The following is a 25,321-nucleotide window of genomic DNA, read 5'->3' on the forward strand; positions in this document are numbered from 1 at the left end:
TATAGCATAGAGAATTAGTATGTATTATAGAAACAAGAAACAGCCGTAGATAAACAAAGGAGAATGAAATGGCGCTGAATACCAAGACAGAGTATGCTTTACGGGTACTCCTCGAAATCCAGGAGCAAGGCCATGTGTCGGCACAGAAAATTTGTGAAGCCCAGAATTTGCCCAAGAAGTATATTGAGCACCTTATGGCGATGCTCAAAACTGCCGGATTGGTGAATAGTAGCCCCGGCAGTCTGGGAGGTTATGCTCTGGCAAAAAAGCCTGAAGAGATTAGTTTTGCAGATGTATTAGCAGCCGTGGAAGACTATAGTTTCAATACTGCTTGTGTGGATACCTCCAGAGAGCATTGTTTGGGAGATTCCTGCACTTTATCTTCATTCTTCAACGAAATACAAAATGAACTACAGCAGGTTTTCAGTTCCTACACATTGAAGGATATACTGAAAATATGGCAAAGGAAAGACAAATGAAGCCCGGTTCAATCTATTTGGATAACTGCGTAAGCAGCCCCATGGCTCCGGAAGTATTGGATGCCATGATGCCTTATTTCCGGGAAAAGTTTTGGTTTCCCGGCAGCTTCATCAGCACAGGTGAAAGCGCTAACGACGCCTTGGAAGGCTTTAGTCAGATTGTGGCACATTCGCTGGGTGCAAGTCCAGAGGAAATTCACTTTACCTCTGGCGGAACAATAGCAAACAACATCGCCATCAAGGGCCTTGCCGCATCCTTGAAGCGAGGTCATGTTATCGTGAGCGTGGTGGATTATCCCGATCTGCTCACCAATGCCGCCTGGCTGGAGAAAAAAGGTTTTGAGGTAAGCTATCTTGAAACAGACAGCAAAGCCCGCATCGACCTAGATCAGCTAAGAGACGTGATACGTCCTGATACAGTACTATTTATGACCACTGCTGTAAACCACGTGGTGGGCACGATTCAGCCCTTGAAAGAGATTCACGAAATACTCTCACGGGCACCAAACAAGGTCTATTTCCATGTGGATGCCGGGCAAGCCTACGGGAAAATACCCTTGAACGTGAATGACTATGGCATCGATACCCTGAGCGTGTCTGCACACAAGATTCACGGTCCACAGGGCATTGGCGCACTGTATGTGCGCAAAGGCACGAAACTGGGGCAAGTAATCCACGGAGTAAAACGAGTGGACGGATTGCAGACCGGAGGTCTTTCCATCGCACTGATCGCCGGCTTTGCCAAGGCGGTGGAGCTTACATTTGCAGATCTGGATGGAGGTATCAGGCACTTGCGGGAGCTTTCGAACCATCTGCTGGAGCGTCTAAAGGAAAAGATTGAGTATATCGAGTTGAACGGCGCCGAAGGCGAAGGCCGCGCTCCGCACAATATCAATATCTCCATCGACTACATTGAAGGCGAAGCCATTACGATGATGCTGGACATGCATGGCATCACGGTTGCCACCGGTTCCGCCTGTGCGTCTCAGGGATTGAAAGCAAACTACGTACTGATGGCAATCGGCAAGAGCCACGTGCAATCGCATGGTTCGATGAAATTTACCGTCAACCGCTACAACACAAAGGAAGACCTGGATTTTACAGTGGATAAACTGGCGGAGATCACTGCAGAATTGCGCCAGCGCAGCCCGCTTTACAATGCTATGAAGAAACAGGAGAGATAAATGCAATACTCACAGAAGGTTTTAGACCACTTTATGCACCCTCACAATGTGGGCAAAATGGAAAATCCCGATGCCACTGCCACGGAAGGCAGTCCCGCTTGCGGCGATCAGGTGACTGTGTATCTGAAAGTAAATGAAGAGAACAAAGTAATAGAAGACGTCAGCTTCCTGTCCTATGGTTGTGCGTCAAACATTGCCACCGCCTCCATCATCACCGATCTGGCCAAAGGCAAAAGCCTGGATGAGGCGAAAAAGATCACCTGGCGTGATGCCATGGAAGCCCTGGACGGTCTGCCTCCGGTGAAAGTGCATTGCTCCGTATTGGCGGCTGATACTCTGCAGACTGCGATCTCGAATTACGAGATTGCCCACGGTTTGAAAGAAGTGCCAAACTTTGGCAAAGAGACCATCCTGGAAGAGCTGAAAAAGATCATCTATCCCCAGGTGGGTGAAGACATCGTAAGCCTGAAAATGGTGAAGTATATCGGTTTTATGGATGGAGAAGTGCTGATCGACCTGAATATGATGAGCTTCGACAGTTGGCGGGACAACGTAGCAGAAGAGATTCATGAACACCTGGAAAAGTATCCCGAAGTGAAAACGATCCAGATCAATTTCCCCTAAATAAAGCACATCCATAAGCAAGCGGCGCATCCTTGGGGTGCGCCATTTTTTGTCCCAGTTGTGTCCGCTATATAGATTGTGAAGGCATGGTTGTGCCCCGTGCATTGCCTCAAGATGAAAATACCTTGCCAAATTGTATCGCCTTTGGGAAACTGGCATCACATGATAAAGAAAGGAGGTATCGGAATTGATTCTGTATTACAAGATTGCCGGTCAGCGCTTTGTCCCTGCACTCAATTGGGATGAATCCTTTTGGGTGCATCTGGAAAACCCTGACCCGGAAGAAGTGAAAACTGTATTGGATAAATATGACCTCCCGGAAGACTTTATCACAGACCTTCAGGATGCCGATGAGAACTCACGTATGGAGCATGACGAAGGGGCAATGCTCATCATCCTGCGTGTACCGTTGTATTACCGTCATCGTTCTGCCAGCGTCAGCTTTGCCACTGCACCTCTGGGGATCATCGTTGTGGAAGACAAGGTGATCACTGTGTCTTTCTACGAAAATGAGATACTCACGCAGTATCTGGACGGCAAGCACAAAGCCTTCAACATCACCCAACAAAGCTTCATTCTGGCCATCAATCTGCGCACGGCCATCTACTATCTAAAGTTTTTGAAAGAGATCAACCGGCGCACAAACAATATCGAAAGCGAACTTCACCAATCTATGCGCAATAAGGAGCTAATCCGCTTGCTCCGGATGGAGAAATCGCTGGTTTTTTTCAATACATCTTTGAAGAGCAACGAGATCATTCTGGAACGGATGCAGCGCTCTCGCTGGCTGCTGGAGGATCCGGAGGCTGAAGATCTCATCGAGGATGTGATCATCGAAAACAAACAGGCTATCGAGATGGCGATCATCCACAGCAGCATCCTCAGTGGCATGATGGATGCTTTTGCCTCGATCATATCGAACAATCTGAATGTGGTGATGAAGTTTCTTACTTCGATCACCATCATCCTGGCACTGCCCACACTGATAGCCAGCATCTACGGTATGAATCTGATTCTACCCCTACAATCCCATCCCCACGCATTCTTCATAGTGATGGGATTTTCGGTGTTGCTCTCGATGCTTTTAGTCTTTATCTTCATCCGCAAAAAGTATTTTTAGGAGTGAGTATGTTTTTATTGAACGTGAGTGATCAATTTTCCGCCGCACACCGGCTGTGCGGTTACCAGGGAGCCTGTTCAAACCTGCACGGACACAATTGGAAAGTGCGGGTGGGAATTGAGTGTGAAACGCTGGATGAGATCGGGATGGGCCTGGATTATGGCGTCATCAAAGACATTCTGACCTGCATCCTGGACCAATTTGATCACGAATATCTGAACGATATGCCCCTACTGGAAGGGCAAAATCCCACTTCCGAGAATCTGGCACGCATCATCTACAAAGAAATGGAAAGAGGCTTGGTCAATTATCCTGCGAAGATCAAAGAAGTGGAAATCTACGAATCCGAACGCAGCAGCGTAATCTATAGTAATGCTTAGAATAGTAGATTCATACTTCGTAAAAAGTGCGGTGGAACCGGTAGACTACCCCGCTTCCGCATACCCCGAATTTGCTTTTGCCGGACGTAGTAACGTGGGAAAATCCTCCCTCATAAACCTGCTTACAAATCATCATGAACTAGCCAAGACCTCTGGTACACCGGGAAAAACCAGACTATTGAACTTCTTCCTGACCCGCTACAAGATCGATGACAGCGAAGACGCAGGTTTTATGCAATTTACCGATCTGCCGGGCTACGGATTTGCCGAGGTTAGCCAGAAAGAGCAGGAAAAATGGCGCCGGATGGTAAATAGGTACTTTGAACAACGCAACCAGTTGAAAGCTATGTTTGTGCTTGTGGACATCCGGCATCCAGCCGACAAAAAGGACATCATGATGCTTGATATACTGCGCATCAAGAAGATCGACCACTGTGTGATCGCCACCAAAGTAGATAAAGTGCCCAAGACCAAGCACAAGAAGCTTCTGGAGGATCTGGCAAAAGGGCTGGCGCTTGCTGATAAACCCATCTACGCTGTCTCTTCCCTGAAAAACACCGGGATTCAGCAGATTTGTGACTTTTTACAGAGTAAATTGTAGCAGCCATATATGTTCGAGCACTTTGATGTAATCGTGGTCGGAGCCGGTCATGCCGGCATCGAAGCGGCCTTGGCGGCAGCACGCCGGGGCGCAAACACTGCGCTGTTTACAATGAAGCTGGAAGCTATTGGCCGCATGAGCTGCAATCCATCCATCGGAGGCCCCGCCAAGGGTAATCTGGCACGGGAAATTGACGCCCTGGGTGGTGAAATGGCACGCGTTGCCGACCTCAGCGGGATTCACTTTCGGATGTTGAACCACAGCAAAGGCCCGGCTGTATGGGCACCCCGCACACAAAACGACCGCTCCCAATACTCGCTTCTGATGCGGGAAGCGGTGGAGAACTGTGCCGGACTCCAGCTCATCGAAGCCAATATCGCACAATTGATCGTGGAAAACGGCATTATAAAAGGCTGCATCAGCGAGATTGGACACAGATACTACGCCTCTAAAGTGATCATCGCCTCAGGAACATTTCTGGCGGGACTTATTCATATCGGCAAGAAGAGTTATCACGGCGGACGCAGCGGAGAACCGTCCTCAGACGAGCTTTCCCGCTCCCTGGCAGATTTGGGACTGAAGGTGCTTCGATTCAAGACAGGAACCCCGCCCAGAGTTGACCTCAATAGTCTGGATTACAGCGTGCTAGAAGCTCAACCGGGCGATCCCGATCCCAGCGGCTTCTCATATTACCGCAACATCCCCCTGAAGAACCTGGTGAGTTGCTACATGACCCGCACCACACCGGAAACTCATCGCATCATCCGCGATCATTTGCATGAATCGGCTCTCTATGGCGGTGTCATCAAGGGAATCGGACCCCGCTATTGCCCCTCCATCGAAGATAAGATTGTAAAGTTTCCCCAACGTGACAGCCATCATGTCTTCATCGAACCCGAAGGCCTGAATACTATCGAAGGCTACGTGAACGGAATATCCACCAGCTTGCCCACAGAGGTGCAGGAACGCATCGTACACAGTATCCCCGGACTGGAAAAAGCCCGCATCATGCGCTATGCCTATGCCATCGAGTATGACTATGTGGATCCCTCCGAGATTTATCCCTCTTTGGAATGCAAGCAGATCAAGGGATTGTATCTTGCCGGACAGATAAACGGTACCAGCGGTTATGAGGAAGCCGCCGCTCAAGGATTGATGGCAGGAATAAACGCCAGCTTGGCACTGGAAGGCAAAGACCCCCTCATCCTGTCACGCAGCGAGGCATACATCGGTGTTTTGATCGACGATCTAGTGAGTTGCGGCACAAACGAACCCTACCGCATGTTCACTTCCCGTGCTGAATATCGTCTGCTGCTACGTCAGGACAATGCTGATGAGCGCTTGATGCCGCTCGGTTACCGATTGGGCTTGGTCTCAGACACACGCTGGCAAGCTTTTCAAACCATGCTGAGTGTAAAGCAGCGCGAGACAGAGTATCTGCAGACTCACAACAGCACTATGCATCCGGATTTGAAGGAACCCGTCAAGCTGGCTCTGCTACTGAAACGTCCCGAACTGCATCTGGAAGATCTGGAGCGCTATGGTTACCGGATTCCCGAGGACTTTAGCACCGATACCCAACAAAGAGTGGAACTGGAAATAAAGTACTCCGGCTATCTGGACCGTATGCACGAGGAACTGGCGCGACACCAAAAGGCAGAAAACTATAGCATTCCTTTAGATATCGACTACCATAATATACAGAGCCTAGCTTGGGAAGCGCGGGAAAAGCTGGCGCTAATCAAGCCACTCAACTTAGCGCAGGCTATGCGCATCCCCGGTGTGAACTACACCGATACGTCAGCCCTGTTGATCTGGCTGAAAAAGCACTACAACAAGGCGGAGGATCCTTCCGGATAAGCCTCTGCCGGGGAGATGAGAGATGATAAGCTATGCTGTGATCCCTGCCCGCTATGCATCCAGTCGCTTTCCCGGAAAGCCTCTGGCATTGCTGGCCGGAAAACCCATCCTTCAACATGTCTGGGAAAGAGCAAGCCGCTCTAAACTCTTCAACGATGTGATTATCGCCACCGACGATCTGAAGATATCCTCTGTGGCACAAGACTTTGGAGCCGTGGTGATGCTTACCGACAGCAGCCTGCCCAGCGGAACCGACCGTGTAGCAGCCGTGGCGGAATATCTGGAGGAAGAAAGCGTGATCCTGAACATTCAGGGAGACGAACCGCTCATAAGTATTGAGGCACTAACGGCTTTACTACAGTCCTTCAAAGATGAAGCGGTGATGATGGCCAGCCTGATGACACCTTTTGAAAACGATGAAGACATTACAAATCCCAATATGGTGAAAGTGGTGACTGACTCCCTGCAGAACGCCATCTATTTTTCCCGCTGCCCCATCCCCTACAATCGCGATAAAGACCCGGATTGCCGCTATTTCCGCCATATCGGAGTGTATGGCTTCCGTCATCCCGCGCTGATGCGTTTCGTTAGCCTACCCGTGGGCAAATTGGAGGCCATCGAGAAGCTGGAGCAATTGCGCGCTTTGGAAAACAGCATCCCCATCCGCATGACCATAACTAATTACAAAGGCATCGGCATCGACACTCCCGAGGACTTAAAAAAGGTATCCGCAGCGCTTGCCAAAGGTAAATCTCTATGAAATATAGCCTCTACTTCTGCCTATTTCTATTCTTGTTACTCACTGCCTGTGCCCAAAACCTGAGAATACTGCACACAAACGACAGTCACGCCGCCTACGAACCTGCCCGCAACGGCCAAGGCGGATACCTTGCCTTGGAATACCATCTGGACGAAGCCCGCAAGGGTCATAAGAACACATTATGGCTGGATGCCGGAGATATGCAAACCGGCTCCATCTTCTCCTCCATGGAATACGATGCTCTGAAGGGCGGAGCCGTATTGGAAGTATTTGAACGACTCGATCTTGATGCCGCCACTTTTGGCAACCACGAGTTCGATGTCTCCGAGGTTCACTCCCGGGCATTGGTGGAGCGCTCCAAATTTCCCTTCCTCAGCGCAAACTTACTGAATGCTGATGGCAGCAGTTTTGGCCATGCGCCTTATCAAGTCTTCCACAAGGGACATACCAGAATCGCAGTGATAGGCCTCACTATAGACAGTCTGCCCGAAAGGGTGAAACCAGAAAACGTGGCAAACCTGAACATCTTGCCTTACAAAGAGGCCATCGACCGGGTACTGGATGAAGCAGATGCCAAGAGCGATCTGCTGGTACTCCTCAGTCACAACGGCTGGGAAGCGGACAGCCTGCTCGCCACTCAATTGGACGAGCGAGTTGATATGATCATCGGCGGCCATTCGCATCTGGCTTTTGAACCCGCACAAGTAGTTAACGGCATCTATATAGTATCCACCGGCAGTCACTTACAATCGTTGGGTCAAGTTGATCTAAAGCTTCGGCAAGACCGGATCACGCACTTTTCCAATCGCTTGATCCCGCTGTCCCAGCCCCCTGCAGACTATCAGAGCGATCTGGCGAGCTTTCTGGAGGAAAGTGTAGGTGAGATGGAGCGCAAACTCAGTAAAACAGTTGGCATTCTACCGGAGCCTTTTATCTCCGACAAATTCAGCGTTACGCCCAGCATTATGTGGGTCGCTCAATCTTTGGTGAAAGAGTATCCGGAAACCGAACTCGCCATGGTAAACAACGGCGGTTTCAGGCGCAATCTGCCCCAAGGCGAGATTACTCTGCGCGATCTGCATGAATGCATCCCTTTTGGCAATACCATAGTGTTTTTCTCCTGTTACGGCCGAGATATCTTGACCGCCCAGACCAAAAACCTGCAGATATTGGAAACAAAGCCCTACGATATCATGACTGTAAGTGAAGCCTCATGGCTGCAGGATTCTACCACCGACTTCCGCATCGATAATAAACCCTTGGAATTGGATAGAGTTTACCGCATAGTGAGTCACGACTACATTCTCAGTCAGTGGGACAAGTATCTGGGATTCAAGCCTTTTGATGTAGTAGAACAGGGCGATCTCTTTCTGGATGCCGTCATAAACCAGGTACAACAGCAGTTTGCCCCTCCGCAAACTAAAGAATAACACCTCTATCTATTTATCTAACTCTGCACCCGGTATAGACTTCGCCAGCGATGCAGTCTCTTTCAGCGATATTTGTACATAGCGTTTCCGCAGCAAACTGAAGGCCATCACCAAGCGGTGATCGTTTTGCGTATCCAACTGCACTGCAGGCAGTTCCCTGTTCCCGATAGGATATAGCTCCAAATAGTCCTCATTCAGCACATAAGCCACCCCGATCAAATCCAGCACCCGAGCTATTCCCAATACCCGGTCACTCTCTTTATGCTTCAACCTGGCAATGCCCCGCAGAACAGTTTTACCATCACAAAAGAGCGCCAGAATGCTAAGGATAGGCATCAGATCAGGACAATCCCTCAGATCCAAGTCCACAGCCTTCATCCTTCCCGGTTTGATATTACAAACGCTTCCAGACCAATCTACTTGCGCCCCCATCTGAGTCAGGATTGGGAAGATTGCCATATCGGCCTGAGGATATTCCGGATTGATTTGTAGCTGCATCCGCACACCTTCCGGCTGCACAGCACCAAGGGCGGCGTAAAATGCTGCAGTAGAGATATCTGAATCCACAGTAAAGTGCCGGGGAAGGCTGTACTTACCCCGCAATACCCGAAGATAATCTCCCTCTTCCATGATCTCTGCCCCAAAGGTCTTCAACATCTGCAGACTAAGCTGAAGATAGGGCAGCGAAACCTGATATTGATCCCGCCTCAACCAGAGGTCATTCTGCATGTAAGGTGCGGCAAGCACAAGAGAACTGGCGAATTGACTGCTGATTGAATCTCGTAAATCGACCTTTCCACCGTTCAGACAGCTTGAGTCTATAGTCAGGATGTTTTCGTTAGGTGAAAACGCTGCTCCCATTGATTCCAGAGCATTGCGTAAAGGAGTATAACCCCGCTTTTGCAGGATATCCGAAATTGCTATGTAAGACTTTGTTCCCTTGAGGTTTGCCAACACCGAAAGCCACAATCTGAAGGCGGTGGCGGATTCCTGAAACTGATACTTATGCGAACTTGCCAGATGTGCGTTCTCATTGAAGTGGAAATGCATGCCATCTTGTTTTTTCTCTACATGATAGCCGAATGTCTTCATTGCGCTTTCCAATTCCACTACATCAGCGCAAGGATTGTAGTTTTCCAGCCTGATATCCGCCCTGGCATGGGCTGCCAGCACCATTATCCGCTGTAATATGGATTTTGATCCGGGTATTTTGGGTAGCATCGTAAGTTTCATTGATGGTATCCTTCATTCGTCTCTTCATGGGCAAAAATATACCACATCTCCGCCTGAAATATAGTCTAATCCGCTTTGTGCGAGATGCTTCTTTCTGTCCACAGATTTACACTGATCTTCACAAATTATCACGATCGAAAGTGGGAAGTTTAACTGACCAAGACGTGTCTGAGGCACGAGGTACAAACCCCCAACTGCAGAACTGCAACACCGTTCAACAGCGAAGGCAAAACCTGAGCATTCAACAGGCCGAAGGCCGTTCAACAGTGAAGCGAAGCGGAACGTTCAACCTTATGTGTGCTATTCCTCCTGTATACATCAAGTGGTACCGAAGCCAATATAAAGCCGTTATCAAGCAGTGGTCACTCGATGATAACACGATGATATCTGCTTCAGCAGAGGATGATTCTCAGGGGAAGGATTATTCATTCCATATGCTTTTGGGCTGTTAAGCAGCTTCAGCCCAAGTTCCTGCTTGACAGAATAGTGTCCAATGTCTTTTTAGTAAAAATATCGTATCAATCAGGTGATATATATGGATAAACGTCCCTCCTGGCAGCAGTACTTCATGAAGATGGCATTTTTGGCATCCACCCGCAGTACCTGTCTGCGCCGAGCAGTTGGTGCCGCTTTGGTGCGGGATAATCAACTGATCTCCACCGGATACAATGGTAGCCCCAAAGGCAGTCCTCATTGCGCCGAAACCGGTTGTTTGAGAGAGCAGAACAACATCCCCTCCGGCGAGAAACACGAGCTTTGCCGTGGAGTTCATGCGGAGCAAAACGCCATCATTCAGGCGGCAATCAATGGCAGCAGCACACGCGGGGCGATTTTGTACTGTACTCACCAACCCTGCAGCATCTGCGCCAAGATGATCATAAATGCTGAAATCAAAACCGTTTACATTGCCAACTCCTATCCCGATGAATTGGCCACCAACCTCTTCCGGGAATCCGGGATCGAGATGATCCTTTTGGATTTGGAAAGTGGGCACATGACAAGGATGACTTAACTTGCTGAAACACTTCTCTGTGAAAGAATTGATCCTGATTGCATCCCTGGCGGCACTCGGTATTGCGGTGAAACCCTTGGTAGGGCCTATTTTCAAGCTTCTATCCCGCCCTTTGGGCATCCCTGGTGGTTCCTTTGCCGGAGGTTTCTATATGATGTGGCTGGTGTTAGCGATTGTAATCGTAAATAAACCCTTTACCGGCTTTATGTTTGGCCTCATCCAAGCGATCGGCGTGTTGATCTTTGGCATATCCGGCAATCAGGGTGCTTTATCGCTGATATCCTACACGGTTCCCGGCTTGGTGGCTGACTTGGTATATATGACCTTTGCCAAGCGTAACCACATACTTTCACAGATCTTTATATGCGCACTAGCCAATGGTGCCGGAGCCTTGATTTCGGTCTATGTAATGTTTCGGCATCCGCCTCTTATCATGCTGATTGTATTGGCCATGGCGCTGGTTTCCGGGGCGGTGGGTGGAGTCTTAAGTTATGGAATCTATAAGAGTTTAAAAGAAACGAGGATGATACAATGAGATACTATTTATTAATACTGATACTGGTTTTGATGGACCCCCTGGCGGCTCTGATTATTACTGACAATCAAGGCATTAGCCACGAATATTCCTATGAACAATTCTTCAAGATACCAGCTCAGGAATTTTCTACCAGCAAGGAAGTGGATGGTGAGACCGTGATAAATACCTGGAAAGGCATACGCTTCGACACCTGGTTGAAAGAGCAGAATCTGGGCGATTTTGCCGTGATTAAGTTTCTATCCGGAGATCGTTACGAAGTAAAATTCAATAAAGCAGAATGGGATACTCTCACCTGCTTTTTGGCGCATACAGGCGAAGGCAATATCTTTCCCAATGAGCAACTTCGCATTATCTTCCCCCATCTGCGTAGCATGTACTGGGTGCGGGATGTAAAGAGAATCTCCCTGGAACATTACAAAGAGATACCCATCCCTGTAAAGTTCTACTCTTTAGCAGAGTTTCTTTCCAAACAGGAACTTGTGCAGGATCCCAAACCCTTTGTGAAAATGAAGGGCTATCGCTTTGACGACTTTGTGGGAAAACTGAGCGACCTGCCGATCAAGGATGTGGTGATATATAGCCGTGACGGTTTGATTCAGACGCTTGTGTACCCTTCGCAACTGGCGGGAGCGGTTTTAGAACTTACTGAAGAAGGTACATACAACGTGAAAAGTCCGCAAATCCCGGGTGGAATGTGGATGAAGAATATCAGCTATATTCAGGTGGATTATCAAGCGCTGATCGATACCTACAATGCCTCTGTCCTTGTACCTCTGGCAAAGGCACTTCAGTGGCAGTTGAGCCCGAATGTAAAGCTGAATATGCACTTCCCCCGTGCCACGGAAGTGATGGAATTGGGAGACGTTCTGGCAGAGCCAATGCTCTTGAATGATACCCTATATTTCGAGCTTGTTCCCTAAACTTCAGATGCGCGAGCTGGAGCTACAATTTCCCGATGCTCCGGCAACCCTGTTTCAAGGCTTGAATCTGGACTTGGACGCAGGGCAAATCCTAGTGATCTCAGGAGGCAATTCCAGCGGTAAAAGTAGCCTGATCAATTGCCTGTGCGGCATTATCCCAAAAGGGATCCCGGCTCGTGTGTCCGGAAGTATCCGCTGGGGAGACCGCAGTCTGAAAGAAATCCCGTTGTGCGAAATATACCGCTTCATCAGCCTTGCTCCAGCTGAAACAAGAGAGCAGATGCTGATGCCCACAGTAGAACTGGAACTGGCTTTCGCACTGGAAAATATGGGCTTGCCACCCTCCGAGATACGCAAGCGCATTGATAGCGCTGCAGATCGTTTTGGCATATATCATTTGCTGCAAGCTGCACCGCAGAACCTTAGCGGAGGTGAACAGCGTTTGCTGCTTTGTGCTATATGCGATTCCATGCAAAACCCGGTATTGCTGATGGATGAGCCCGAAACAGGGCTGTCCGAAAGCTCACTGGCGCTGCTCTGCGAATGGCTAATGGAACTGCGCAAACTGGGGAAGGGAATCGTGTTGGCCAGCCACAATCCGCACATCATTAGCATGGCTGATAGCCGGATTCATCTGGAGAAGACAAGTGTTCACCCTGCATAAGCTTGGCTTTACCTATCCTGAGCGGGAAGCACTGTTTACGGCGCTATCACACCATTTCAACAGGGAAGAAAACATCCTGCTGTGTGGAGAAAACGGCAGCGGTAAAAGTACGCTGCTGAAGCTTTTGTGCGGTAAACTGAGTCCCAATGCAGGAAAGATAGACACTTGTGAGCATCCCTTGTTTTACCTGCCTCAGGAGGCTGACGGAAGGATATTGGGGATCACTCTGGAGCAGGATCTTAGCATCTGGCAGATGGCCGGTATGGCTGTGGATGCGGTAAAAGGACATGCTCTGATGCAGGGTTTTGGCGATATCTGGCGCTTACCTCTGCGGGAGTTATCCAAAGGCACCCGGCAGTGCTATCTTCTAAGCCTTGCCTTGTGTTTAAAGGATCACTATCTGGTTTTGGATGAGCCCTTTACTGCTCTGGACAACGATCGCAGAAAGCTGTTGGCGGATTTATTGGCTCTGCGCAAAGGGATGCTGATCGTAAGCCACATCCAGGGACTGCTGATACCGGATAGAACACTTTTGCTAGCGGAAGGAAAGCTGGTGTGAAGCGGCTTTTACATCCTCTGAGCTTTTTTGTACTTTGTGTGTTTTACAGCAGCCTTGCCATCATCTTGCAGAGTCCGGATTCACTCCTGATCGTCTTTTTCCTGGCCTGGCTGTGCGAGTATCGCAGCGGAGCAAAAGCGCTGTGGAACAGATTACTTGGGCTCAAAAAGCTGATGTGGCTGGTGCTGAGTTTGGTGATTATCCAGCTACTCTTTCGCAAGGGAGGGGGCATCGCACTGGATCTGGGCATCGTGCACATCCATAACTACGCTCTGGTAAGCAGTGCCTTTCTATCTCTACGCATCCTGATCATCTACCTTTGTGCCATCAGCCTCAGTGGAATGGATTTCAGCCAGTACAGAGCCGCATTTGCCGCACTGAATCTGCCTGAGGAGATATCATTTATGATATCCTACATGGCGCAATTGATCCCCTATTATAGCGGAAAGTTCAAGGAACAGATGCAAGAGCTGAGGGACCGCGGAATCAGTATTCGCCGCTTGAGAATGAATGATAAGCTTCAGATTTATAAGATCCTGGCCATCACGGCCATTGCGGATATCATCATGATGAGCGGCAGGCAAGCCATTGCTTTGGAGATCAGAGGTTTTCGCAGCAAGGGGAAACGCAGCAGTTTGAACCGCTATGCCTTTGGACTGTATGACCTTGGCATCCTGCTTTGGATACTGGGAGTTGCAGTGCTGATCTACCGTTTATCATGATCTTGGAATATTAATTGCATCATAGTATGAATGTTATGACAGAACAACAAGATACAAAGATTATCAACAATAATGAATTAAGTCCCACAGGCTTGGGAGAATTGCGTCCAGAGAAGGGACCCTTGTATGCCAAATTGGCGATACTGCTGCTTTTGCTGGTGCTTTCAGCCGGATTTGGTTACCTAATGAACGCGATGTCGGAAAGCCGCAAGCTTGCTCTTTTGGAAGAAGAGAACAGGCTTTTGCGCGCCAAAATAGAGCTCTACGATGCCACGGTCGATTCCATCCACTGCATGCTTGATTCCCTGGGTCTGAAGAGTGAAAAGAAGAACAATCCTGCTCTCTATCGCGGTGGAGCAAGCCTCACAAATCATAGTTTCGCTGATCCAAAACTGAAACTGAAGATTGAAGATACCGAGAAGAAACTGGTTCATATCATGCAGGTTTTGGTACCAAATCTCCCTGAAAGCCCTCTTCTGCAAGAGGACACAGAGATCGTGGATGGAGATATCCCCTCGATATATCCCACTTTCGGTCGCATCTCAGACGCCTGGGGCACTCGCATTCACCCCATCACAAACAGTCTGGAATTTCATTATGGTATAGACATCGCCAATGAGATGGGAACTCCAGTCTATGCTACAGCTGCGGGCACAGTAGTTTATGCCGATTATGATGATGGCTATGGCAAACGGATACTGGTGGATCATGGCAATGGTTATCGCAGTATGTATGCCCATCTCTATACCTCCCGCGTAAAGGCAGGCGAGACCGTTACAAAAGGGCAGATCATCGCTCTGATGGGCAATAGCGGGCTCTCCACCGGGCCACACCTGCATTATGAAGTGCACCTGAACGAACGCAAGGTGAATCCGGCAAACTACCTCAACCGCGTGGACCGCTATGCTATGCGCTGATAAGAGCGCATGGTTGATCACCAATCATGCTCCGAATAGGATTCTCTCCTCATATACCGGCATCGATGGCGATATTATAGCTGTGGATGGCGGGCTGCAAACCGTCTTTGAACAAAAGCTTTCACCCAAGATAATTGTAGGAGATCTGGATTCGCTCAATCCGGCTTTATTTAATGAGTATCCGGATACACCCCTGTTGCGTCATGAATCCCGCAAGAATGCCACGGACACCGAATTGGCGCTGGATTGGTGTGTAACGCAGGGATATACCCGCATAATTATCTGCAATGATATGCAGGGACGCTTTGATCACTGTCTGGCAATCGTTCAGAACCTTCTTGATCTGCACCGGCAAGGGATCATGGCATTCATAGAGAGCGATAGCCAGCGCATCTTCTTCATTCGGGAATCACTGACATTGAAGGGTAAAAAGGGAGATTTGCTCTCGCTGGTTGCCTACAGTCCCTGCGTGTGTTTCATTGCGTCCGAGGGGCTTGAGTATCCGCTGAAAGGCCTTAGGATACATCAACACCAAAGCCGCGGCATCAGCAATGTGTTTGACCGAGAAGAGATCAGCCTGAAAGTGGCAGAAGGTGAGGTTCTGGCTATATATACCCCGCTGTAGGGCTTGCGGACTATATATAGAACCGGTGTTTGCCGTATATACTATCTAGGGTCATGTCAAGCTAGGTATGGGAATATCTGTAATACCACAGCAACCGAGGGCAACTTGTGAATTCCTCCTCTTTCCCTTTGTTTGATACAGTGTTGAAGCTGATATCAAGCCGTTATCATCCTGTGTTCACTCGATGATAACCCGATAATATCAGGTTCAAGTATCGATAAACCAAAGGGGGAATGAAGCTTTTGCATCGTTCTGTAGAAGTATCTGCAAAATTGGAGTTCAGCGACGAGTCACTATGGTTTGCAGACCTTGCATGCCTCATAGCCCTTTAGTAAAGCCTCGGAGAGTGGAATGGGCAGAGAACCTTCCTTTGTGTAGCGGCAGCTGTTGCGATGGTATTTACTACTTCCGGGATTGAACCAGACCAGGCTATCAGATGACGCCACAGTGTCTTCCGCTTCGCCCCAAAGACCGAGCTGTTGCATCCGGGCATCACGTTCCAGCTTCAGAAAATCCTCCAGATAAGTGAAAGGATAGGAAGTATAGACAAAGCCATAGCCTTGCTTGATGATTTCGGCGTTTATGAAGAGGGAGTCACTGGCGCGATATGCATAAGCCAATGTCCTGTCATAGCGGTCTTTGTGGTTAGTAGCACTGTTGCTTTGGTCGTACTTGAAATATACCCTTTCATCCTTCAGTAAGGTTTTCAGATAATCGCTTGCCTCCAGAGCATAGTGCTCCACGTCTTTGTTTGGATGCACAGATTCCGGGGTATCCACTCCGATCAGACGGATGCGCTCGTCCTTGCCGTCGATGTAAGCGATGAATGTGTCTCCATCCACTACCCGCACTACTCTGTAGGTATCTGTAGCTATAGAGCTCTTTTCCGGGCATGTAAAGATACCCAGCAGAATGATGAGAAGCATCGTGATGATAAGAACGTATTTCATGGTGTTAGGGATAAATGATGTTGTTGGTACCGGAAATGGGATTGCGGGCAGTGCTAAGCCTGATTCCATAGAGATCGCTGAGGATATCGTCTTGCATCAATGTATCGGGCTTACCGTTATGCAGCAGACTGCCATTTCTGATGAAGAGCATACGGTCGGCATAGTTTGCAGAAAGATTTAGGTTGTGCGAGATAAGCAGGATACCCTTGTGCTCTTCACTGCAAATACTGCGTAACAGGCGCATGATCTCCAGCTGATAGTTGATGTCCAATTGGGAAAGGCTTTCATCCAGCAGGATGTAAGGAGTTTGCTGCACCAAGGCTCTGGCGATGTAAACGCGCTGTTTCTCGCCTCCACTGAGTTGGTGTAGAAATCTGTGGCGCAAGTGATGCAGTTCCAGCCGCCTAAGAGTGATATCGACTAGTTCCCGATCCTCTTCGCTGTGATTCTGCATGATGTCCATAAAGGGGTATCGCCCCATCAATACAGTATCGGCCACACTGTAGTCAAATTCACTATGCAGCTCTTGGGGAATGTAGGCAAAGATGCCAGCCAGTTCTGTCCTGCTGTAAGCTCCCAGCTGTTTGTCCCGGATCAGGATCTTACCCTTGCGAGCTTTCAGAAAGCCCATCAGAGCGAAGAGCAGAGTAGATTTACCCGCTCCGTTTGGTCCCAGTAGTGCGGTAAATTCCGCTGCTGGCAATTCAAAAGAAACATCGCTCAGGATGTCCTTCTCATCATATCCGCAGTAGAGGTTTTGTACTTTGATCACTGTGCCAGGATAGTCCTATTTCAGGATCTTGAGCTGTTCTTTGGCCATATTGCTATAGTTTTCAGGATAGGCTGCATCCACGGACATCTGCAGATACCTGAGGGCAGTATCCCGTTGTTCCAGAGCCAGATAGATCATGCCTATGTGATAGAAGAGTTCGGCAGATTTCACCGAGGAGGCTTCGATGGTGGGGATATATTCCAGGGCTTTACCGTATTCACCGCGCAGATAGTGCAGCCAAGCCATGGAATCGAGGTAACTTACCGAATTTGGTTCCTGCTTTATCGCAGCAGATATCAAGCGTTCTGCTTCATCCCAATCCTCCGGGGAAGAGAGCAGTAAATAACCCAGGTTATTCATTAGCATAGCGTCGTTTGGCCAGCGTTTCAAGGCATCTCTCAGATAGAATATCTGGCTGCGTTCATCGCCCGCTTGCATAAAGAAATCCAGCATTGCCATCACATCGTTCTTGTCGCCATAACCTCTGTCCCACAGCGCTTCGCTGAATTGTAGCTGAGCCGGAGATTCCGGGTCTTCATCTTCACTGAGTATATAGAGCAAGTAGTTACTTAGCAGGCCGTTATCAAGGTTCTTACGGATGTCTGCCACAATCTTCTGGCGGCGGTTTGCCAATTCTTCTTCGCTGATGCCGGAAGGCAGGATTGCCGTATAGAGGGCGGAATTGAGGTCACCGGAGGCAAAGATACGGTCGGACAGCTCGCGGATACCTCTCTGATCTGATATCCTGATGGCATGAAAGAGCAGGATAGCTGCGTATTTGCTGTCCGCTTGAGGGCTTGGTACTTTGTGTTCCAGATAATCCAGCATTCTGTAGTAGCTTTCGTCAGATTCTGCCTGCACCACACTGGTGGCAAGCACCACCAACATCCCTGTATCCCCAGTTGCCAGTATCTTATCCTGATGAGCGAAGATTCTCTGTGCATCCGGTTTCTGATTGTAATAGAACAGAAACCCCGTCATGGCCTGACTGTCTTCGGGATAGCTAAAGCTTTCGAAGCGTTTGTCCACAATGTCCGGATCGCCTTTTTTATCGAGCAGAGACAGCAGCAAGGCCTCATTCAGGATACCCGAAGGCAGTTCTTGCAGGATCGAGATGGCCTTGTCGTCGTCCTCTCCCATCCAGGACAGTGCGATCAGTTGATCCAGCCGCGTATCGTCCTTATTCAGCTTCTCCGCTTGCTGCAGAAGCTTGGTATCCGCTGTGCCGTAACGCTCTTTTTGCAGCGTGTATTTGTAGAACAGCGTCCAGGCATCGGGATACTTGCTTTCCAGTTCATCCACTGCCCAGGCCATACCTTCCATATCGCCCAGGCTTTCGTAGGCTTTGTAGGCTTCATGCAGCATGGAACGATCAAATTGATAGTTCAGCCGTGCCTCACTCAGCAATTCCTGCAAACGCAGAGAGGCATCCGCATTGCGAGCTGAGCGGTAGTAATTTACAGCATTTTCAAAGTATGCTTTGCGCAATTGCGGACTGCCGGAATCCTGTGCTATAGCCAAGTTTAATACCTGATCTGCCACGGCGTAATCCCCCCACAGAGATAGATAGCTCCCGCTCATCAGATAGTACATGGAAGCCAGATTGGGGCGGGATGCATCCTCCCAAGCCTCATCAATCTCTGAGGCATCGGATGCTGCCTTCTTCGGCACTGTGGCGCAGGCAGCCAAAGCAAGAAGCACCATGGTAAGGACTGTGTAATGCAGCGTTCGCGTCATTTGACCTCAATGCTGGAGGATATTACATATAGTTCCACCAGGAGGGACAGTTTATCTCCCGCAGGGAAGTACACACTGTTGTCCACGATGTAAGCCTTGCCATTGTTCCAGAAGGCATAGGACTGGAAAGCCCCGCCGATGAGGTGAGTCATGTTTTTCCACGCTCCCACAATACGATAGGCGTCATATCCGGCGAGCTTGGTCTGCTCTTTGCGGATCACTTCTTCATCGAAGGTATCGCCTTCAAAGTACTTTTCTCCCAACATCTTACGTTTATCGATCAGCCATTGATGATCGATCACGTTCTCGGGCATATCCTCATAATACACATTTATATATTTATCCGGAATCTGGCTATCCTGCATGCGGGCACGATAGATGAAGCTAATAAAGCGTCCCAGCTTGTCGTTAGAATACAGGCTGTAGTTATTGGGTATCTTCAGGCTGAAAGGATAATCTTTCCAAAAGGTAGATGGAATGACAGGCTGTTGATAGGCCTGATATCCCAGGCGTTCTGCATAGCGCTTGATGAGCAGTTCAAATATCTTATCGCTCTGAATGGCGCCGATCTTCTCCAGATTGAGCTGGTTTGATCCCATCAGATACATGATCAACTGATCCCGGCTATTGTGATTGTTGGCGATAAACAGATCGCCTCCGCTGGATTTCACGCGGTTGATAAAGTCTTCCGCCAAGCTTGACCGCATATACTGGGACACCTTTGCGTTGGATTCCAGATCGCCGATAAAGAGCAGATTGCGATGTTTGGAATAGGTCTCAGCTTCGGCAATCGGAGTATGAATCAGGCGGAAATACTTTTCCCCATAGACCAGGATCAGTTCGCGCTCAATACTGCTTTGCACAAAAGGCTTGAGCGCTTTCCAATTGTCATCATCACAAAAGAGATACACATCCCTTTCGTCACCCATAGCCAGAGGTTTGGAATGGTCTATCACATCATCAAATCTATCGTAGCGTGCCGGCTCTTTCTCACCTCCGGAACAGGCAAAGAGTAGCAAAAGGCTTAGTAATACCATTATGTAACGCATTATCCCTCCTTTACAAAGAGTAGCTTCAGGTAATTGAATCCGCTGAATATAGTGATCAGTACCACCAGCCAAAACCAAGTTTGGACAACCAGCCGCAGGCCATCACTGATCGAAGGCAGCATGCCCCAGGCAGCAAGCGCAAAGATGATGCCAAACATCTGCATTACAGTCTTTGCTTTACCTAGTTTGTCGGCCGGCAACACCGTCCCCCGCTGCTGCAAGACTTCACGCAATACCGTAATTCCCGCTTCACGAATCAGGATTATGATGAAGATCAGGATGTTGAGTCTCCAAGGCTGAAGCAAACACAATCCCAACAGCGCCGAAAGCACCAGCAACTTATCTGCCAGGGGATCCATGATCTTGCCAAAATCGCTGATTACATCCCATTTGCGCGCCAACATCCCATCCACGTAATCCGTGAGCGATGCCAGCGCAAACACGATCAGACTCAACATCGGCGCATTCGTACCACTATGCAGAAATAGCAGATACAGAAACAGCGGAACCAGGAGGAAACGCAGGATTGTGAGAGCATTGGGGATATATTTACGCATTATCCGCCTCCTTATTCTCCGGCTTTTCACTAACCACCACCACTGGTTCTGCGTTTCCCAGGATCGCTTCGTGTTCATACACTCTGAGGTTGAAGTAAATCACAAGCGTGGCAATCAGGCTCAATATCCCCATCGAGGCAAAGCTCCACCACGAAGCCAGGTTTTCCCAGCGCTCCAGATACACCCCCAGATAATACAATCCGCTCACCACTCCACCGGGAACCAGCATCATCAACCAGCTATGGGCTGCATTGAGTTTATTGTGACGCATCACATCCACCACACTGATCAACTGTCGTTTTTGCTTCAGATAGATGTGCAATTCATAGCTGAGGCGGCTGAAGATAAAGATGAGAAACAAGAGCAATCCCACAAAGATATTCAGGATCAGATTACGATGGGACAGCCTGTCCAATTCTTCCATTATCTTGCCGTAAGCGCTTGTCTGAGCGTCGATATCTTCTTCCGGCAGATACATGCGCAAGAGATCCATCACCCGGGCTTTGGCCTCGATCCCCGCTTTGTTCGAGGGAAAAGTGATAGTGAAGACATCCGGAAAACTATATGTGGACACCATATCATTGGTGAGCGGCAAGGCATAAGCTTCAATCAGCTCCAGCGCCGCCTGATACCCAGTCTCGTATTCATAGCCTTTTAAGGGAGAAATTCCCTCCAGTCCATTTCTGATGGGCTCCACATGAGTGGTATCCGCCACATAGGCATAAACTGGAAGCAATGAAAGCTCATTATAACAAGCCTTCACGCTTTCTCCCTGATTGTGTGCCAGATATGCCCAGGCTCCAAAGAGCAGACTCAGCAGCACCAGGATCAGATAAAATCTTGCGTTCATATAACATCCCTGTGTTTTATGATGGCCAATAAGAAGGCCTTGTTACCATAATGTATTGTGTGCTTGATTATGTCAAGTAGAGTGTTCCCGATGAGCTGCTGAAGGTCTTCCCACCGCTGTGCGGGATAGATCAGTATTGCCTTTCCCTGCGGTGCCATCAAACGCTGGATGGATGCCAGCAGCTCTTCCATATTGATTTCCAGCTCAAAGCGGCAGATATTACGTTCGCTATTGGGACTCAGATGCCCGCTGTTCAGCTTGCGCCAGGGCGGATTGGTAAAAACCAGATCATATTGCCCGGTAAGCTCTTTCATGTTACCGCAATGCAGCTCCAGTTCCACTCCGCAAGCCGCCGCATTCTGCCATGCCAGAGCCGCCAGATGCGTCTGAATCTCAATGGCGGAAATTTTCCACAGAGGCCGGGAAAGTGCGCACATGATGCTTACAATCCCACAGCCGCAGCCCAGTTCCACTGCTCGTAGAGCTCCATGCCCACCGGTGGCAATCACTTCCCGATATAGCAATTCTGCGGCAATTGATACTCCCTGACCGGAGGAATCCTGCTTGATCTTTTTGCCTGCAAAGGGCAGCAGCACTTCCTGATATGTCGCCAAAGGCAGCCCACCTCAGGACAGAGCCAGCATGCGGTCTATGCTTTCTCTTGCTTTCTTTGCTATTGCTTCATCCACCACAATGTGATGGCGGCTTTCTTCTAAAGCCTTCAATACATCCCGCACTGTGGTCTTTTTCATGTTCTGACACACCGCTTTGGGAGATAGCGTAATGATCTTTTTATTCGGATAAATATGCTTCAGATAGTCCGTCAGCCCGTTCTCTGTGGCTATTATCACCTTGTCGTTTTGCTCCACATACTTCATCATGCCTCCGGTGGACATCACCATATCTGCTTCATTCACGATGACGGGATCACATTCCGGATGCGCCAGCAGTGCGTAATCTGGATACTTGGTTTTCAGATTGCGGATGTCTCCCAGTCCAAAGCCCCATTGATGGGTGGGACAGTAACCGTTCCAGGTGATCACCTTACGCCCGCTCTGATGCGCTGCCCAGGAGCCCAGGTTTCGATCCGGCACAAAGAGTATATCCTTATCCGCCGGCAGTGATTGCAACACCTTCACAGCATTGGAGGATGTACAGCAGATATCGCTTTCGGCTTTCACTTCCACCGTGCTGTTTACATAACACACCACCGGACTGCCGGGATGCTGGGCTTTGAACTGCCGCAATTGGTCCGCACTTATCATGTCCGCCATGGGGCATCCTGCGTCCAGCACGGGCAGGAGCACTGTGGAGCTTTCATTCAGAATGGCTGCAGTTTCTGCCATGAATCTCACGCCGCAAAAGACGATCATGGGATTCTTCAGATCCCGCGAGAGCATTGCCAATTGCAGTGAATCCCCGCGATAATCCGCCAAATCCTGGATTTCCACAGCCTGATAGTTATGCGCCAAAATCAGTGCATTATGCTGTTTTTTAAGCAGCAATATTCTATCGATTATATCGTTCATTATCTGTTCCTTTTAGTGTCCGCTGGAGCCAAATCCCCCCGCTGCTCTGTGGGTTTCGTCCAGGCGTTCACACTGCTCAAATTCTATGCTTTCCACCCGCTGTATGACCATCTGGGCGATGCGCATACCGGGCGTAATCGTTACTGTTTTTCTACTCAGATTGATCAGGATCACTCTGATCTCGCCCCGATAATCCGAATCGATGGTTCCCGGAGCGTTCAATACACTCAACCCCAGCTTCAGAGCCAGACCGCTGCGCGGGCGAATCTGCGCTTCATGGTTTTCGGGCAGAGAGATCGCCAGACCGGTAGGCACCGCTATCCGCTCAATAGGCTCCAGAAGGATGTCTTCTGGGATGCAGGCATAGAGATCGTATCCGGCGGCACCGCTGCTCATCCGCCGGGGTTCGACGGCGTCGGGATGCAGCTTTTGATAGCTGATTTTCATGACTTGCGGTTCAATAGATAATCCGCCAATACCATCAGGCGCAAACCGCGTTCGCCAAAGTGAGAGATGCTTTCTTTGGCCTTTGCGGTAAGATCCATGGCCATCTGCCGGCTTTGTTCGATACCATAAATAGCAGGGAAAGTAGCTTTGCCCTGAGCTTCGTCTTTACCAATGCTCTTACCCAGTTTTGCCTCGCTACCTTCTATATCCAGCAGGTCATCGACAATCTGGAAGACCAGACCGATTTTGGTGCCATAATCTTCGATAATGGCCAGGTCTTTGGCACTGGCTTTTGCGGCAAGGGCGCCAAAACGCAGGCTCACATTGATCAGCTTCGCAGTTTTATTGTTATGAATAAAGTTCAGGGTCTTTTTATCCACATTCTTACCCTCGGAATCGATATCCATCATCTGTCCGGCGATCACACCTTTGATGCCCGCTTCCTGAGCCAATTCGCGCACAAATTGCACTTTCAGGGCATCGTCGATCTCGGCATAGGTAATCAGTTCAAAGGCATTTACCAAAAGAGAATCCCCTGCCAATAGCGCTACACCTTCTCCGAATACGGCATGACAGGATTTCTTGCCGCGACGGTATTCATCGTCATCGATGTCCGGCAGATCATCATGGATGAGCGTGTAGGTGTGGATCATCTCGATGGCAGCGGCAACCGGAGCGATGGCATCCAATTCGTCTTTATAGAGTTGATAAGCCAGAAATGTGAGATATGGGCGCAAGCGTTTTCCACCGGCAAAGGTACTGTATCTGAGAGCTTTATGTATATCCTTGGGGTATTCGTCCTTGCGGGGCAGATAACGATCCAGGATGATATTCACCAATTCCTGTTTTTCTTTCATGTCCTTTTTTAAGAGTACTTTAGGATCCATTATTCATCTCCTGAACCTTACCCGGGAGTTCTTCGCTGAGGATCTTGATCTTGGCTTCCGCCTCACCCAGCTTCGCTTGACAGCGCTTGAGATAGTCCACTCCCCGGGCATAGAGCTGTAGCATCTCATCAAGATTTGTCGCATTATTCGAGAGCCGGTCAACGATCTCCTCCAAGGCTTTCAAAGCCTCTTCAAAACTGAGCTCTTCGGGATTTGTATTTTCCATGCTTCTCTCCCTTATCTTTTTGACCGAGTATAAGCAATTCATGGATTCTGTCAAACAAAAAATTCATTCTTTGTTCAAATACAGATAATTGCAGGGCTGATATTTCTGGAAATAGCAGCAAAGATTAGTAGTCATACGATACTATATTCGAAGTTGATGTTGAAACTTTTATATTGCAGAAGCTTCATATTGAATCATTTCGGCTGTTTAAGCGGTAATCCACAGCGTTCTACCTCTCTATATTATCCTGTTTAAAAGCAGATATCATCCCGTTATTATCGAGTGAGCACTGGATGATAACGCCTTTATATCAGCTTCGGCACTGCTTGAATAGTACGCAGATTGCACGGAATTACCCTCTTTCTTTACCCGGATCTGTATTCACTCAATTTGATGCTGTTCAATCCGCTCATAATGCTTATTTCAGATATAAAATCTACTACCTGCTTTTTTCCTACCAGCTTCAACCACTACAAAGTAGATACCGCCGCTTACCTGTTTACCAGAATCATCTCTGCCGTCCCATTGGAAAGTGTGATCGCCTGATGAATTGGAGCTTTTGCCGGGACTTCGAATCAGCTGGCCTTTGATGTTATAAATACTGAACCTATAGAACTCTGGTTCTGGACGTAAAGACCGACAGCTTAAGCCATTCCAAAAAAAGAAATTGACAAAATAAAAGTCCGTAT

At 48.8% G+C, this 25,321-nt stretch carries 29 protein-coding genes; 17 read left to right on the forward strand and 12 right to left on the reverse strand.

The window, feature by feature from the left end:
- The first annotated feature begins 68 nt into the window (after positions 1-68).
- The 9 genes from PHF32_00175 to PHF32_00215 all read left to right on the forward strand — a co-directional run bounded on the left by PHF32_00175 (position 69) and on the right by PHF32_00215 (position 8,438).
- A complete protein-coding gene (locus tag PHF32_00175; protein ID MDD4559145.1) occupies positions 69-479 on the forward strand; it encodes an Rrf2 family transcriptional regulator in 411 nt (136 codons plus the stop codon).
- Entirely contained in the window at positions 476-1,663 is a 1,188-nt protein-coding gene (locus PHF32_00180) for a cysteine desulfurase family protein (GenBank protein ID MDD4559146.1), read from the forward strand. The genes PHF32_00175 and PHF32_00180 overlap by 4 nt, the downstream gene beginning before the upstream one ends.
- A complete protein-coding gene (locus PHF32_00185) occupies positions 1,664-2,287 on the forward strand; it encodes an iron-sulfur cluster assembly scaffold protein (protein ID MDD4559147.1) in 624 nt (207 codons plus the stop codon).
- 187 nt (positions 2,288-2,474) lie between these two features.
- Positions 2,475-3,407 carry a magnesium transporter CorA family protein gene (locus PHF32_00190; GenBank protein MDD4559148.1) on the forward strand — a complete coding sequence of 311 codons (933 nt, stop codon included), beginning with the start codon at positions 2,475-2,477 and terminating at the stop codon, positions 3,405-3,407.
- A gap of 8 nt (positions 3,408-3,415) precedes the next feature.
- Positions 3,416-3,787: a 6-carboxytetrahydropterin synthase QueD gene (queD, locus tag PHF32_00195; protein ID MDD4559149.1), complete on the forward strand. Its 372-nt coding sequence runs from the start codon at positions 3,416-3,418 to the stop codon at positions 3,785-3,787.
- The gene (gene yihA / locus PHF32_00200) at positions 3,780-4,388 is read left to right on the forward strand and encodes a ribosome biogenesis GTP-binding protein YihA/YsxC (GenBank protein MDD4559150.1); all 609 of its coding nucleotides are present in this window, start codon (positions 3,780-3,782) and stop codon (positions 4,386-4,388) included. Before queD ends, yihA begins: the two co-directional genes overlap by 8 nt.
- A 9-nt stretch (positions 4,389-4,397) precedes the next feature.
- Positions 4,398-6,248 (forward strand): tRNA uridine-5-carboxymethylaminomethyl(34) synthesis enzyme MnmG, encoded by a 1,851-nt coding sequence (gene mnmG, locus PHF32_00205; protein ID MDD4559151.1) that lies wholly within the window; start codon positions 4,398-4,400, stop codon positions 6,246-6,248.
- Between the two features lie 22 nt (positions 6,249-6,270).
- Positions 6,271-7,008: a 3-deoxy-manno-octulosonate cytidylyltransferase gene (gene kdsB / locus PHF32_00210; protein MDD4559152.1), complete on the forward strand. Its 738-nt coding sequence runs from the start codon at positions 6,271-6,273 to the stop codon at positions 7,006-7,008.
- Positions 7,005-8,438 carry a bifunctional UDP-sugar hydrolase/5'-nucleotidase gene (locus tag PHF32_00215; GenBank protein MDD4559153.1) on the forward strand — a complete coding sequence of 478 codons (1,434 nt, stop codon included), beginning with the start codon at positions 7,005-7,007 and terminating at the stop codon, positions 8,436-8,438. Before kdsB ends, PHF32_00215 begins: the two co-directional genes overlap by 4 nt.
- A 9-nt stretch (positions 8,439-8,447) precedes the next feature.
- On the opposite strand, the gene PHF32_00220 is transcribed toward PHF32_00215, so the two are convergent.
- Complete coding sequence (locus PHF32_00220) at positions 8,448-9,671, reverse strand: hypothetical protein (protein MDD4559154.1); 1,224 nt, start codon at positions 9,669-9,671, stop codon at positions 8,448-8,450.
- Positions 9,672-10,206: 535 nt separating this feature from the next.
- On the opposite strand from PHF32_00220, the gene PHF32_00225 reads away from it, so the two are divergent.
- Genes PHF32_00225 through PHF32_00260 form a run of 8 tightly spaced genes read left to right on the forward strand, consistent with a single transcriptional unit; the run spans position 10,207 to position 15,628 of the window.
- A complete protein-coding gene (locus PHF32_00225; GenBank protein ID MDD4559155.1) occupies positions 10,207-10,683 on the forward strand; it encodes a cytidine/deoxycytidylate deaminase family protein in 477 nt (158 codons plus the stop codon).
- A gap of 1 nt (position 10,684) precedes the next feature.
- Positions 10,685-11,218 (forward strand): ECF transporter S component, encoded by a 534-nt coding sequence (locus PHF32_00230; GenBank protein MDD4559156.1) that lies wholly within the window; start codon positions 10,685-10,687, stop codon positions 11,216-11,218.
- Positions 11,215-12,141, forward strand: a complete 927-nt coding sequence (locus tag PHF32_00235) for a hypothetical protein (protein MDD4559157.1) — start codon at positions 11,215-11,217, stop codon at positions 12,139-12,141. The genes PHF32_00230 and PHF32_00235 overlap by 4 nt, the downstream gene beginning before the upstream one ends.
- On the forward strand, positions 12,131-12,805 hold the full coding sequence (locus PHF32_00240) for an ABC transporter ATP-binding protein (protein ID MDD4559158.1): 675 nt from the start codon (positions 12,131-12,133) through the stop codon (positions 12,803-12,805). The genes PHF32_00235 and PHF32_00240 overlap by 11 nt, the downstream gene beginning before the upstream one ends.
- Positions 12,789-13,364: an ATP-binding cassette domain-containing protein gene (locus tag PHF32_00245; protein MDD4559159.1), complete on the forward strand. Its 576-nt coding sequence runs from the start codon at positions 12,789-12,791 to the stop codon at positions 13,362-13,364. The genes PHF32_00240 and PHF32_00245 overlap by 17 nt, the downstream gene beginning before the upstream one ends.
- Entirely contained in the window at positions 13,361-14,086 is a 726-nt protein-coding gene (locus tag PHF32_00250) for an energy-coupling factor transporter transmembrane component T (protein MDD4559160.1), read from the forward strand. Before PHF32_00245 ends, PHF32_00250 begins: the two co-directional genes overlap by 4 nt.
- A gap of 35 nt (positions 14,087-14,121) precedes the next feature.
- The gene (locus PHF32_00255; protein ID MDD4559161.1) at positions 14,122-15,003 is read left to right on the forward strand and encodes a M23 family metallopeptidase; all 882 of its coding nucleotides are present in this window, start codon (positions 14,122-14,124) and stop codon (positions 15,001-15,003) included.
- A complete protein-coding gene (locus PHF32_00260) occupies positions 14,990-15,628 on the forward strand; it encodes a thiamine diphosphokinase (protein MDD4559162.1) in 639 nt (212 codons plus the stop codon). Before PHF32_00255 ends, PHF32_00260 begins: the two co-directional genes overlap by 14 nt.
- Positions 15,629-15,921: 293 nt before the next feature.
- Here PHF32_00260 and PHF32_00265 read toward each other — a convergent pair whose 3' ends face one another.
- Genes PHF32_00265 through xseB form a run of 11 tightly spaced genes read right to left on the reverse strand, consistent with a single transcriptional unit; the run spans position 15,922 to position 24,632 of the window.
- A complete protein-coding gene (locus PHF32_00265; GenBank protein ID MDD4559163.1) occupies positions 15,922-16,578 on the reverse strand; it encodes a thermonuclease family protein in 657 nt (218 codons plus the stop codon).
- Positions 16,579-16,582: 4 nt separating this feature from the next.
- On the reverse strand, positions 16,583-17,350 hold the full coding sequence (locus PHF32_00270; protein ID MDD4559164.1) for an ABC transporter ATP-binding protein: 768 nt from the start codon (positions 17,348-17,350) through the stop codon (positions 16,583-16,585).
- Between the two features lie 15 nt (positions 17,351-17,365).
- Positions 17,366-19,087: a hypothetical protein gene (locus PHF32_00275; GenBank protein ID MDD4559165.1), complete on the reverse strand. Its 1,722-nt coding sequence runs from the start codon at positions 19,085-19,087 to the stop codon at positions 17,366-17,368.
- Positions 19,084-20,136, reverse strand: coding sequence for a DUF4837 family protein (locus PHF32_00280; protein ID MDD4559166.1), 1,053 nt, complete (start codon positions 20,134-20,136; stop codon positions 19,084-19,086). The genes PHF32_00275 and PHF32_00280 overlap by 4 nt, the downstream gene beginning before the upstream one ends.
- Positions 20,136-20,693 carry a CDP-diacylglycerol--glycerol-3-phosphate 3-phosphatidyltransferase gene (gene pgsA, locus PHF32_00285; GenBank protein MDD4559167.1) on the reverse strand — a complete coding sequence of 186 codons (558 nt, stop codon included), beginning with the start codon at positions 20,691-20,693 and terminating at the stop codon, positions 20,136-20,138. The genes PHF32_00280 and pgsA overlap by 1 nt, the downstream gene beginning before the upstream one ends.
- Positions 20,686-21,543: a hypothetical protein gene (locus PHF32_00290; protein MDD4559168.1), complete on the reverse strand. Its 858-nt coding sequence runs from the start codon at positions 21,541-21,543 to the stop codon at positions 20,686-20,688. Before PHF32_00290 ends, pgsA begins: the two co-directional genes overlap by 8 nt.
- Complete coding sequence (locus tag PHF32_00295) at positions 21,540-22,157, reverse strand: methyltransferase (GenBank protein ID MDD4559169.1); 618 nt, start codon at positions 22,155-22,157, stop codon at positions 21,540-21,542. The genes PHF32_00290 and PHF32_00295 overlap by 4 nt, the downstream gene beginning before the upstream one ends.
- A gap of 12 nt (positions 22,158-22,169) precedes the next feature.
- Entirely contained in the window at positions 22,170-23,072 is a 903-nt protein-coding gene (nadA, locus tag PHF32_00300) for a quinolinate synthase NadA (GenBank protein MDD4559170.1), read from the reverse strand.
- A 12-nt stretch (positions 23,073-23,084) separates the two neighbouring features.
- Positions 23,085-23,519 carry a dUTP diphosphatase gene (dut, locus tag PHF32_00305; protein MDD4559171.1) on the reverse strand — a complete coding sequence of 145 codons (435 nt, stop codon included), beginning with the start codon at positions 23,517-23,519 and terminating at the stop codon, positions 23,085-23,087.
- Entirely contained in the window at positions 23,516-24,406 is an 891-nt protein-coding gene (locus PHF32_00310) for a polyprenyl synthetase family protein (GenBank protein ID MDD4559172.1), read from the reverse strand. Before PHF32_00310 ends, dut begins: the two co-directional genes overlap by 4 nt.
- A complete protein-coding gene (gene xseB, locus PHF32_00315; protein ID MDD4559173.1) occupies positions 24,396-24,632 on the reverse strand; it encodes an exodeoxyribonuclease VII small subunit in 237 nt (78 codons plus the stop codon). The genes PHF32_00310 and xseB overlap by 11 nt, the downstream gene beginning before the upstream one ends.
- Positions 24,633-25,321: the final 689 nt, after the last annotated feature.

This window comes from Candidatus Cloacimonadota bacterium, from assembly GCA_028706475.1.
Classification (GTDB): Bacteria; Cloacimonadota; Cloacimonadia; order Cloacimonadales; family Cloacimonadaceae; genus UBA5456.